Consider the following 11,262-nt stretch of genomic DNA (forward strand, 5'->3'; position numbering starts at 1 on the left):
AGGTGCGGTAAGAAAAACGGGGTTTCATGTCGCCAGCGCCGCGGCCAGCCACTGGCGCTGGCGCGCCAGGCAGGTCTCCAGCACCAGTTCCGGCAGCGGCGGCGGCGCCTGGCGCGGCTGGGCGCCGGCCGCGCAGCGCAGGGCGATGGCATCGGCCCAGGCGGCGGCATCGAAAAACGGCACGCAGGCGACGCCCAGGGCGGCGGCGAATTCGAGCACCGGCGCGGTGGCCGAGGCCAGCACCGGCACGCCGCTCAGGGCCGCCTCCAGGAACGACCAGGACAGCACGAAGGGCGCGCTCCAGTAGGCGTGCACGCGGCTGATGCTGAGCAGGTCGAGGTATTCGCCGGGCGCCAGCTGGCCGGCGAAATGCACGCGCGACAGGTCCAGCTGCGCGCCGACCTCGGCCAGCATGTGCTCTTTCCAGCTGCGCCCGCCCGGAGCGGGATAGCCGTAGCCGACCTCGTCCCCGCCGACCACGATCGCGTGCGCGTCCGGACGGCGGCGCAGCACGTCCGGCAGCGCGCGCATGAACACATCGAAGCCGCGCATCGGTTCCAGGTTGCGCGCCACGAAGCTGATCACTTCAGCGCCCGGCGCGAACGTTCTGGCCACGCCCGGCAAGGCCAGGCGCGCCTGCGGGTTGAAGCGCAGCCGCTCGCTGTCGATGCCGTCATGAATGACGCTGATCTTGTCGCGCGCCCAGGCCGGATAGGTGTCGCGCTGCCAGCGGGTGGGCGCGATGGCGGCGTCGGCCAGTTCCATGCTCAGCAGATTGGTGCTGTTGCGCAAGCGCAGGCGCCAGCGCTCGGGCATGCTGAGCGGGGGCAGCCCGGGATCGAAGCCGACATCCTGGCCTTCGAGCGCGTAATAGTATTCGCAATACATCAGCAGTTTGGCGTCCGGGAACACATCCTTGATGAACAGCGCCTCGCCCCAGCCCGGATGGGCCAGCACGATCTCGGGCGTGAAGCCTTCGCGCTGCAGCTGCATGGCGGCGGCGGCGCAGGCTTCGGCGTGGCGCACCTGGCTTTCCTGTTCGGCCAGCAGCGGATGGATCTCGGGCATCGCCGGGCGCAGCAGCTGGTAGGGACGCAGCGTGACCCCGTCGGGCGCGGCGCGCGCGTTGCGGCACAGCGCCACCACCTGATGCCCGCGCCGCGCCAGGTCGCCCGCCAGGTGCAGGAACTGGGCCGGGAAATTCTGATGGATGAACAGGATCTTCATTGCATCACCTGCGCCAGCTCGTCCCACACGGCGGCGCCGGTGGCGGGCATGCTGGCCAGGGCCCACAAGTCCCAGTGCCGGCCTTCGTGCACGCGCACCTCGTGGAAGCCGGCCGCCAGCAGGCTGCGCCCCAGGGTGCTGGCGGTAAAGCCGGTGCGGTGCGCCATGTGCTGGTGGCCGGCGGCCAGCGCCCCCTGGTGGCCGAACAGCATGTCCAGCGGCCTGATCGGACCGGCGGGCGACTGGTACAGCGGCGCGTCGAGCTGGTCGGCGGCGATGTGCAGGGCGATGGCGCGCAGGTCGGGCAGGGTGATCAGGGCGTAGCCGTCCGCGCGCAGCACGCGGTGGAATTCGGCCAGGGCGCGCGGCACCGCGAAGGCGTCCAGGTGCTCCAGGTTGTGCGAGGAAAAAATGGCATCGATGCTGGCGTCGGCCACCATGTGCAGGTCGCTGATGCTGGCCACGATGTCCGGTTCGACCGCGGGGTCGATGTCGAGCCGGATTTCGCGCCAGGCGGGGCCGCGCAGGCAGGCCGGCAAGTCGCGGTTGCCGCGCGCGCCGCAGCCGACGTGCAGCAGCTGGCGCGGGCGCGCGGCGGCGCCGTCGTCGGACAGGCGGCGCGCGACGCCGCTGTCGCCCGGCTGCGCTATGATCGCGCCCCCGTGCTGCCCGGGTTGGCAAAATGGAGAGGCGCCAGGGCCGCGCGCGGGGCCACGTGGGCCCGCGCGAGCAAGGCGGAAAACCAGCTGCCGGCATCGAAGCCAGGGTCCAGGCGCTCGGTGGCGATGGCGATGCGGGCCTGGGCCGGGTCGGCGGCGAGCAGCACGATGCAGCCGCTCAGGCCGATCAAGTCGCTGTCGCTGAGCAAGCTTGCCCCGCTGGCGGGCGCGACCACGTCGACCACGCCGGTGCGCCACAGCGTTTCGCTGACTTCGCCGATCACCAGCAGGCGCAGGGCCAGGTCGGTGCGCGCGGCGACCAGGCGCGCCAGGGCCAGCACGCCAGCCGCCAGCGCTCCCGCGGCGCAGTGGCCGAGGACCGCGATGCGGGTGCAGGAAGAGGCCAGCGACGGCGGCAGCGGCGCGGGCGGCGCCTCGATGGCAGCCGCCGCGGGCGGCAGCGCGGCGGCCAGGCAGGCGCGCGCGGCGGCCAGCGGATCGTCTTGCAGGAAGCGCTGGTAGACGCTGTAGTAGTGCGGATAGCGCGCCATCAGCACGGCGCGGTTCTGGCGCACCCGCAAGTGTTTTTCGTCGCCGAACGAGACCCCGCCGGCATGCGCCACATAGACGCCGGTGGCGATCCGGTGGCGGTAGCCGGCGGCGGCCGCGCGCAGGCACCAGTCGACTTCCTCGCCATAGCCGCGTTCGATGGCGTTGCCGTCCAGTCCGCCGATCGCGGCGAGCACGCTGGCGCGCATCAGCATGGCGAAGCCGCAGCAGGCCGGCACGTCGACGTCGGCGCAGGCGCCGGCGCGGTGCAGGGCACTGGCCTGATCGTCGAGGCGGGCCAGGCCGGCCGCGTCCGGTGCCGGGGCGGCCCTGGCGATGCTGGGAAAGCTGCTGATTTCGCCATTATTCGACCACGGGGCCACGGCCGCGATATCGTCGGCCCGGTAGAGGGCGGCGCGCAGGCGGTCCAGCCAGTCGCCGTGGACCAGGGTGTCGGCATTGAGCAGGAGCACATCGTGGCCCGGCAACTGGCGCAGGCCGCAGTTGACGCTTTCCACGAAACCCAGGTTGTAGCGGTTGCGCAGCAGGCCGATCCGTCCGGCGGCACATTGTGTGTCGAGCCAGGCCGCCAGCGCCGGCTCGGGGCTGGCGTCGTCGATCACCAGGACGGTGGCGCCGGCGCGGTTGGCGGGCAGGCTGGCCAGGACGCTGGCGATGCAGGCCTGCACTTGCGCCAGGCCGCTGTAGACTGGAATGAGCACGCCCAGCGCGGTGGTGGCGGGCGGCGCGGCGGCTGCGGCGGACGCTGCGCGCGGCACGGCAAACACCAGGGGTGAGCCGGGCAGGGCGGCGGTGGCGCCGGCCAGGGCCAGCGACCAGACCCCGTCCGGGTGCGGCGGGATGAAGGAAAAGTGCGCGCCGGGCGCGCCCGGCGGCAGGCGCACGTCATAGTTTTGCTGGCTCAGTTCGTCGCGCAGGCAGAGCTGGGCAGGCGCGGCCGCGTGCGCCTCGAACAGCATGCCTTCGATGGCGGAGCCGGCGCGCCAGCAGGCCCCGGCCGGCAGGCAGGCGGCTTGGCGCAGGCTGGGCAGCAAACTGGCGTGGCTGGCGGCGCGGCAGCGGGCCGGCAGCAGCGCCGGCGCCAGTGCCGCGATGCGGGCGCTGGCGCCGTGGGCGAGCCAATCCTGGACCAGTAAATCCTGGAGCCGTGCATCTTGCGGATCGCGGCGCCAGGCGTGGTACCAGGCCGCGCTGCTCAAGGCCGAACGGGACGCTTGCAGGATGGTGGCGCGCAGCAGCGCCGGAATGGCGGCCTCGGCGTGGCGGCGGCAAGCCGCTTCGGCGGCCAGCAGGGCGTCGGCCGGCCAGCCGTCCTGGAGTGCGTCGACCGCCTGCGCGAGCAGGAAATCCTCGCGCAGGCGCGACGCGCTCCAGGCTGCCGCAGGCGGCGTGCCCTGGACGGCAGCGGTCGCGTTCAAATAATGTTATGAACGACGGTGACAGTACCGACCACGACCGGCTCGATATAGTTGCCGGTGCCATCGAGACTGTTACCGGCCACGGAAATGAAGCCGGCCAGCACCGAGGCGCGCGAGATGCCGCTGTCGAGCACATTGGTCCAATAGGCCAGGCCCTCGGCATCGGGCGTGCGGTTGAAGGTTTTCAGGTACAGGCCGTCGAGGAATTGCTGATCGGTCAGTTGCGGCTTGGCCTTGTACTCGGCCGAATCGAGGAAGCCTTGCGCGATGCTTTCCAGGGAAACGCCGGAGCGTACCGCATCCATCCAGAATTCGAGGCCCTTGGCGTCCGGCAAGCGTCCCAGCGCGGCCGAGTACAGGGTGCTCACGCTGGCCTCCTTGGCATCGTTGGCAAACACCAGTGCCTGGTTGCCGTCGAGCTGGACGAACTGCATCTTGCTGATGTCGGTGGTCTTGAGCGTGCCGAGGTTGGTGACGATGGCATGGCCATCCTGGATCGTGACCTTGTAGTCGGACGCGTTGCCCTTGAGCTGGACGATCGCATTGCCGGAAGTGCCGCCGACAATGGTGCTGTTGCCCAGGCCGGCGACGATGGTGTCGTAGCTGGTGCCGATGCTCGACGCCATGCTATTGCCGGTGCCCAGGGTCAGCTGGGTGTTGCGGTCGTCGGCGATGACGAACTTGTCGTTGCCGGTGCTGCCGACCACGATCCGTTCAGTGACCGTGTAGGGCAGGTCGGTCGGGCGCGTATCCTCGAAGCGCGCGTTGATCCCGCCCTTGCCCTGGAAGATAGTGACCGGCGCGCTGGGGCCGCTGACGATGGTGGTCTGGGCGGTGTCGGAGGACGCCACCAGCAGTATCTCGGTGGTCTCGGTAACGGGAAGCTTGCCGTTCGTATCGGGCGTTACCGTATCGAAGGACACCGATTTGTCGACCGAGGCTGTCAATGCCAGGATGCGGTCGATCGTTCCCTGCGTAAACAGCGTCGAATTCAGGTTCATCAGGGTCGTGGTGGTCGCACTGTTTGATAGTTGATACATTAGATGTTCTCCTCTGGTCGTTAAGACGTGCCGCCGCGATCGTAACTGGCTACGAAACGTGGTTCATGAAGCAAGCTCTTCAGCTCTGTCGACCGACTGCACCCGCTCGCCTTGCGCAGCTGTCGCCTTGAAAACTTTGGTGGTGGCCGATTCCAGCCAGGGATTGCGCTCGCTGGCCGACACCTCGGCGGGGTGCGCCTGCAGGGTGATCGCGGTCAGGTGCTCGAGCCCCGAGGGACCGCTGAGCGGCACGGCCGAGTGCACCGGCGCCTGGTAGCCACCACTGAAGTGCGCTGTTCCCTCCAGGCGCCAGCCGCTGGCGGCCGGTCCGATCAGGGCGAAGCTCACTTCGATGATGCGCCTGGCCTCGTTGCGGGTGCCGCAGAATTTGCCGCTCTTGACGATGGGCAGCACGCCGCCGCCTTCGACCGCAATGCTGTACGCGAGGTCGACGCCGGGCGGGCGGTCGGGCCACATGACCTGGAAGCCTTCCAGCCGCAGCAGGCTGTCGGGGTCGCCGAGCAGGGTGCCGGGGGCGGCCATGATGTCGCCGTTGCGCTCGATGTGACCGATGAGGGTCATGCCCTGGGCGCTGATGGGAATCGGCGCGGCGTGGGCGCCGGCCGGCGTGGACAGCGCGGCGGGGACCCGCATGGGGGGCGGCACGGGCGCGCGGTCAAGCGCGATCTGGTCGACACGCAGTGCCGGAACGGGGGAGTGTTTGTTTTCCAGGAAGGCGCTGACCAGCAAGGTGACGGGCGCGTCGCTGATGTGCAGTACGATACAGTCGGCGCCGTCGCGCAGCACGCTGCCGTGGGTTCCCGCTGTGCTGAGCAGCTCCATGGTCCCCTGCGTGGCGGCAGTGCCGGGGGCGCGCGCGATGCTCAGCGCGGCCGCGTTCCGGGTCGGATGGCGCAGGATGTACATGCCAGGCTGGAGTGTGACGGTGGAACCGGTAATTTCCATAGCGCAGGTATCAGACACAAAAATAATAGTACGGTTAAATTTCGTGTCTAAAAACTATAACGCAAAGCATGTAAGCGCGATTGAGTCTGCCTCTTTTTATTTATAGTGTTGTAAAAATGAAGGTAATGCTAGGCCAGCCGTTTCAGGCTTGCGCCGGCGGGCTGTCGGACACGCTCCCCATCGGCGTGAGCAGCCAGGCCAGTAGTGCCGTACTCATCAGGAACAAGCCGGCTCCGCCGAACAGTTGCGCCAGCGACACCCATTGCAGCAGCCATCCCGTGAGTGCGGCAGACAGCGGCGCCACGCCCATGAAGATGAACATGAAGATGCTCATCGCCCGCCCCAGCATGGCGCGCGGCACGCGCTGCTGCAGCCAGCTGAACACGGCCACCTGCATGTATCCACCGAGCACGCCGATCACCAGCATCAGCCCGGCCGCTTGCCAGCTCGCCGCCACCAGGCCCAGCGGAATGAGGAGCAGGCCGACCAGCACGTCCACCAGCAGCACGGTGGTGCCGAAATTGCGCACCCGGAATTTGCCCAGCACGCCAGTGAGCGCCATCCCGGCCAGGCTGCCGGCGCCGTGCACGCCCATGATCAGGCCCAGTGCCGACGCCCCGTGCAGCACGCTGCTGGCCAGGACCGGCAGCGCCACCTGCATGGTGCCGCCCACCACGAACGCGCACAAGCCCCAGTACAGCATGCAGGTGCGCAGCGCGGTGTCGTGCCAGACCATGGTGACGCCGGCCCCGACCGCGCGCAGGACCGGCTCCGCTGCCGCCTTCGGCTGCGCATGCGGGAGCCTGACCTTGGACAGGGTCCAGGCCGACAACAAAAAGCTGGCGCTGTCGATGGCGAACGCGGCGCCGATGCCGGCCGCGCTGCCCGCCGCGCCGCCGCCATCGCCGAACAGCGCGATCAGCAGGCCGGCCAGCAGCGGTCCGGCCAGCATGCTGACCTGGCGCACGCCCATCATGATGCCGTTGGCCTGCGCCAGCTGGGCCGGTGCCACCACGTTCGGCAGCATCGAGGTGCCGGCCGGGATGCTGAAGGCCGAGGCGAAGCCGATCGCCAGCGCCAGCACGCTGATCACCGGCAGGCTGGCGTAGCCGGCCAAGACCAGCGCCGCCAGCAGCGCCAGCAGCACGGTATTGACGTATTTGCTGATCATCAGCATCGACTTGGGCGAATAGCGGTCGACCAGGGCGCCGCCGAGCAGGATGAAGATCGCGCGCGGCACGCTCATCAGCGCGATCACCAGGCCCATCTTGAGCGGGTCGCCGGTGCTCACCAGCACCAGCCAGGGCAGGGCGATCATGGTGAACTGGTCACCCAGGGCGGTGATGATGGCGCCGCTCATCATCCAGCGGAAATCCGGCTGGCGCAGCAGGGCGCCGCTTGCTTGTTGTTGATTCTCCATGGCGCTTAGCTATTGCTCAGGTTAATGCCGGCGATCTGGCCCAGGATGGCCGACATCGCTTCGAGCTGGTCCGGCGCAAAGGGGCGCAGCGCTTCCCGGCTGATCAGGTCGACGACGTCGCTGGCGTTGAGCGCCAGTTCCTTGCCGGTCGCGGTGATGACGGCAAAGCCGACGCGGGCGTCGCGCGGGTCGGCTTCGCGCGTGACCAGGCCGATTTTCTCCAGCGGCAGCAAGCTGCGCGTGATGCCGGAGGCGGTCAGTCCCAGGCGCTCGGCCAGGTCGACCCGGCGCAGGCGTCCGCCCGGCGCGCGGCTCAGGTGGTTGAGGATCTGGAAGTCGGAAAAGCTGATGCCGTGATGCCCGCCCAGCGAGTTGTCGAAGCGGCGCAGCAGGGCCGCGTTGGCGCGCGCCATGCGCAGGCAGAGTTCGGCGTGGGAATGCAATTCGGTCATTGCGCTATCCTTTATAAATACGGTATAGATGTTTGAGTGCGCAAGTATATCTGCTTTTAAAACGCGTGGCCACGTATTTCGCCCATCCTTGCGGATGGGCGAAGCGGTGGCCACGCGTCAAGGCGTGAGCCGGACCTGCTTAGCGGCCGCGGCCGCCCGAACGGTGCGGTGCCGCCGGACGCGGACCGCGCGCGCCAGCCGTACCACCACCGCCACCGCCGCCACCACCGCCACCACCGGCGCTGCGTGGCTTGGCCGGAGCACGGCCACCGCCGCCGCCGACCTTGACCACCTGGCCGCCACCGGAACGGCCACCGCGGCCGCCATGGCCAGGCGCGCCGCTACGCAGTTGCACAGGCTGTGCGCGCGCGTTCGGGTCCGGCTCGAAACCGGCGATAATCTGACGCGGCAGGGTCTGCTTGATCAGCTTCTCGATATCCTTGAGCATGTCGTGCTCGTCCACGCAGACCAGCGACACGGCTTCGCCGGTGGCGCCGGCGCGGCCGGTACGGCCGATGCGGTGCACATAGTCTTCAGGAATGTTCGGCAGATCGTAGTTGACCACGTGCGGCAACTGGTCGATATCGATCCCGCGCGCGGCGATGTCGGTGGCAACCAGCACTTGCAGGGCGCCATCCTTGAATTCCGACAAGGCCTTGGTGCGTGCCGACTGGCTCTTGTTGCCGTGGATCGCCATGGCGCCGATGCCGTCGGCGCCGAGCTGTTCGACCAGCTTGTTGGCGCCGTGCTTGGTGCGGGTAAATACCAGCACCTGGGTCCATTTGTTCGACTTGATCAGGTGCGACAGCATCGGATGCTTCTTGTCGCGGTCGACCGGGTGGATCTTCTGGGCGATGACTTCGACCGTCGAATTGCGGCGCGCCACTTCGATCATGGCCGGCTTGTTCAGCAAGCCATCGGCCAGGGCCTTGATCTCTTCCGAGAAGGTGGCCGAGAACAGCAGGTTCTGGCGCTTGGCCGGCAGGGCCGCCAGCACTTTCTTGATGTCGCGGATGAAACCCATGTCGAGCATGCGGTCGGCTTCGTCCAGGATCAGGATTTCGACCTTCGACAGGTCGACCGTGCGCTGTTCCATGTGGTCCAGCAGGCGGCCCGGGGTGGCTACCAGGATGTCGACGCCGTGCTTGAGCTGCTTGATCTGCGGATTGATGCCGACGCCACCGAAAATCACGGCGGAATTGAGCTGGGTGTACTTGCCGTACACGCGCACGCTTTCCTCGACCTGGGCCGCCAGTTCGCGGGTCGGGGTCAGGATCAGCGCGCGTACCGAGCGGGTCGAGGTTTTGCTGCTCAATGCCGCGCCGACCGCGTCGGTCGACAGGCGGTTCAGGATCGGCAGGGTAAAACCGGCGGTCTTGCCGGTGCCCGTCTGTGCGCCCGCCAGCAGGTCGCCGCCGTTCAGCACGGCGGGGATCGCCTGGGTCTGGATCGGGGTCGGGACGGTGTAACCGTGTTCGGTTACGGCACGAACGATAGCATCGGACAGGCCGAGTTTAGAAAATGACATGATAACTTTATGGTGGAGATCGGCCCGTCGCTCATTGCAGAAAGCGCCAGTCGCAGGCAATCAATATTAGAAAATCGTGGTGGCAAAGGCACTGGAAACGGTGCCACCCGACATTGCAGCATACACAGCGAGGCTAAATTTAACAGAAATCAGTTTCGCTGTGGAAATTTCACGTGCGGCTTGTTAAGCCTGGCGGAGGGAAAGTGGAGGCCGGACTAGACCTCCTGAACAGCTTAGTGGCGTATTTTACGCGAAAGGCGCCAACAGCGTGACCATCTGGCCGAACACCTTGGGGCTGGCGGCGATGATGTCGCCCTTGTGCAGGTAGGCGGACTCGCCGTTGAACTCGCCGACGATGCCGCCCGCTTCCGTCACCAGCAGCGAGCCGGCGGCGATATCCCAGGCTTTCAAGCCTTTTTCGTAGAAGCCGTCGCTGCGGCCGGCGGCCACGTTGGCCAGTTCCAGCGCGGCCGAACCGGCGCTGCGCACGGCCTGGCAACGTTCGGCGACGACGCCGTACATCTTCATGTATTCGGCCAAGGCGCGCGGACCGGCGGCGTGACCCGAGCACAGCAGGGTGTTGGCCAGGCGGTCGTGCTTGGTGACGCGGATACGCTTGTCGTTCAGGTAGGCGCCGGCGCCCTTGCTGGCGGTGTACAGGTCGTTGCGCACGGGGTCGTAGATCACGGCTTGCGTGACGATGCCGCGCTGGGCCAGCGCGATCGAAACGCAATAGTTGGGGTAGCCGTGCATGAAATTGGTGGTGCCATCGATCGGGTCGATGATCCAGGCGAATTCGCTCTCGTCGTTCAGGTTGGCGGATGCACCCGATTCCTCGGCCAGGATGGCATGGTCGGGATAGGCTTTGAGCAAGGTTTCGATGATCGCCTGTTCGGCCGCCTGGTCGACATCGGTGACGAAATCGTTGTGTTGTTTTTCAGTAACACTGATCCGGTCGACGTCGAAAGACGCGCGCTGGATCACGGTGGCGGCGCGGCGAGCTGCCTTGATCGCCGTATTGAGCATTGGGTGCATGTAGAGCTTCCGTTAAAAGAACGCTAACGCCCACGGCGCCCCCTTGGGCGCAGCGTACGGTAGTGAACAAGAATGAATTAAAGAGCGGTGCGGCGGCGAACTGGTTAAAATCGCGGGCTGGTCAGCCCTGTTTTTAATGATCCGCTACTGCGCGATAGCGCTATTTTAAATGAACACGCCCGAAATCAACACGTCTGTTTTCAAACGCCTGCGATTTGTCCTGGTCGAGACCAGCCGCGCCGGCAATATCGGCGCCGTCGCCCGGGCCATCAAAACCATGGGCTTCGGCGACCTGGTGCTGGTCAATCCGCGCTTTCCCGATGCCTTGCAAGACCCGGAAGCGGTGGCCTTCGCCAGCGGCGCCCAGGATGTGCTGGCCGGGGCGCGCATCGTCGGCAGCATCGGCGAGGCGCTGGAAGGCTGCAATTTCGCCGCCGCGGTGTCGGCCCGGCTGCGCGAATTCTCGCCGCCGGTGTGGACCCCGCGCGATTTTGCCGGCCACGTGGCGGGGCAGGGCGACTTGTCGGCCGCGCTGATTTTCGGTAACGAGCGCTTCGGCCTGCCCAACCAGATCGTCGAACAGTGCAATGTGCTGATCAATATTCCAGCCAATCCCGATTATTCCTCGCTCAACCTGGCCCAGGCGGCCCAGGTGCTGGCCTACGAGTGCCGGGTGGCGGGCATGGCGAACGAGACCGGCGAAGCAGCGCCCAGCGCGATCGGCTTTCATGGCGACGCCGCCAGCCTGGAACAGATCGACGGCATGTATGCGCACCTGGAACAAGCCCTGGTGGCGATCGATTTTCTCGATGCCGACAATCCCAAGAAACTCATGCCGCGCCTGAAACGCCTGTTTTCGCGCACCCAGCTGGAAACCGAGGAAGTGAATATCCTGCGCGGGATCGCGCGCCATATCCTGAAATTGCCGCGCTGAGCGGCGCGGCAGG

10 protein-coding genes are annotated in these 11,262 nt (G+C 67.2%); 1 reads left to right on the top strand and 9 read right to left on the bottom strand.

The features are described from left to right. Positions 1 to 24 precede the first annotated feature (24 nt). From PO883_RS13825 to PO883_RS13865, 9 genes are all read right to left on the bottom strand, one after another. Positions 25 to 1,227: a glycosyltransferase gene (locus PO883_RS13825; RefSeq protein ID WP_289310284.1), complete on the bottom strand. Its 1,203-nt coding sequence runs from the start codon at positions 1,225 to 1,227 to the stop codon at positions 25 to 27. Beyond that, the gene (locus tag PO883_RS13830; RefSeq protein WP_373890066.1) at positions 1,224 to 1,841 is read right to left on the bottom strand and encodes a methyltransferase domain-containing protein; all 618 of its coding nucleotides are present in this window, start codon (positions 1,839 to 1,841) and stop codon (positions 1,224 to 1,226) included. The genes PO883_RS13825 and PO883_RS13830 overlap by 4 nt, the downstream gene beginning before the upstream one ends. Before the next feature lie 32 nt (positions 1,842 to 1,873). Continuing rightward, a complete protein-coding gene (locus PO883_RS13835; RefSeq protein WP_289310286.1) occupies positions 1,874 to 3,874 on the bottom strand; it encodes a glycosyltransferase family 2 protein in 2,001 nt (666 codons plus the stop codon). Next, positions 3,871 to 4,914 carry a DUF4214 domain-containing protein gene (locus PO883_RS13840; protein WP_289310287.1) on the bottom strand — a complete coding sequence of 348 codons (1,044 nt, stop codon included), beginning with the start codon at positions 4,912 to 4,914 and terminating at the stop codon, positions 3,871 to 3,873. The genes PO883_RS13835 and PO883_RS13840 overlap by 4 nt, the downstream gene beginning before the upstream one ends. A gap of 63 nt (positions 4,915 to 4,977) precedes the next feature. Beyond that, positions 4,978 to 5,880 carry a hypothetical protein gene (locus tag PO883_RS13845; RefSeq protein ID WP_289310288.1) on the bottom strand — a complete coding sequence of 301 codons (903 nt, stop codon included), beginning with the start codon at positions 5,878 to 5,880 and terminating at the stop codon, positions 4,978 to 4,980. Positions 5,881 to 6,022: 142 nt separating this feature from the next. Continuing rightward, a complete protein-coding gene (locus PO883_RS13850) occupies positions 6,023 to 7,300 on the bottom strand; it encodes an MFS transporter (protein WP_289310289.1) in 1,278 nt (425 codons plus the stop codon). 5 nt (positions 7,301 to 7,305) lie between these two features. Next, the gene (locus PO883_RS13855) at positions 7,306 to 7,752 is read right to left on the bottom strand and encodes a MarR family winged helix-turn-helix transcriptional regulator (protein ID WP_289310290.1); all 447 of its coding nucleotides are present in this window, start codon (positions 7,750 to 7,752) and stop codon (positions 7,306 to 7,308) included. A gap of 139 nt (positions 7,753 to 7,891) precedes the next feature. After that, positions 7,892 to 9,280 carry a DEAD/DEAH box helicase gene (locus tag PO883_RS13860; RefSeq protein WP_167088534.1) on the bottom strand — a complete coding sequence of 463 codons (1,389 nt, stop codon included), beginning with the start codon at positions 9,278 to 9,280 and terminating at the stop codon, positions 7,892 to 7,894. Positions 9,281 to 9,526: 246 nt separating this feature from the next. Continuing rightward, the gene (locus tag PO883_RS13865; RefSeq protein WP_167088604.1) at positions 9,527 to 10,306 is read right to left on the bottom strand and encodes an inositol monophosphatase family protein; all 780 of its coding nucleotides are present in this window, start codon (positions 10,304 to 10,306) and stop codon (positions 9,527 to 9,529) included. Between the two features lie 178 nt (positions 10,307 to 10,484). Between PO883_RS13865 and PO883_RS13870 the strand changes: the two genes are divergently transcribed. After that, positions 10,485 to 11,249, top strand: coding sequence for an RNA methyltransferase (locus PO883_RS13870; RefSeq protein ID WP_289310291.1), 765 nt, complete (start codon positions 10,485 to 10,487; stop codon positions 11,247 to 11,249). Positions 11,250 to 11,262: the final 13 nt, after the last annotated feature.

Source organism: Massilia sp. DJPM01 (assembly GCF_030348125.1).
GTDB lineage: Bacteria > Pseudomonadota > Gammaproteobacteria > Burkholderiales > Burkholderiaceae_D > Telluria_A > Telluria_A frigida.

What these genes read in the sequence shown, in the direction of transcription:
- PO883_RS13825 (WP_289310284.1), bottom strand. Translation starts at nt 1,227, where the DNA reads ATGAAGATCCTGTTCATCCATCAGAATTTCCCGGCCCAGTTCCTGCAC.
- PO883_RS13840 (WP_289310287.1), bottom strand. Translation starts at nt 4,914, where the DNA reads ATGTATCAACTATCAAACAGTGCGACCACCACGACCCTGATGAACCTG.
- PO883_RS13845 (WP_289310288.1), bottom strand. Translation starts at nt 5,880, where the DNA reads ATGGAAATTACCGGTTCCACCGTCACACTCCAGCCTGGCATGTACATC.
- PO883_RS13850 (WP_289310289.1), bottom strand. Translation starts at nt 7,300, where the DNA reads ATGGAGAATCAACAACAAGCAAGCGGCGCCCTGCTGCGCCAGCCGGAT.
- PO883_RS13855 (WP_289310290.1), bottom strand. Translation starts at nt 7,752, where the DNA reads ATGACCGAATTGCATTCCCACGCCGAACTCTGCCTGCGCATGGCGCGC.
- PO883_RS13860 (WP_167088534.1), bottom strand. Translation starts at nt 9,280, where the DNA reads ATGTCATTTTCTAAACTCGGCCTGTCCGATGCTATCGTTCGTGCCGTA.
- PO883_RS13865 (WP_167088604.1), bottom strand. Translation starts at nt 10,306, where the DNA reads ATGCTCAATACGGCGATCAAGGCAGCTCGCCGCGCCGCCACCGTGATC.
- PO883_RS13870 (WP_289310291.1), top strand. Translation starts at nt 10,485, where the DNA reads ATGAACACGCCCGAAATCAACACGTCTGTTTTCAAACGCCTGCGATTT.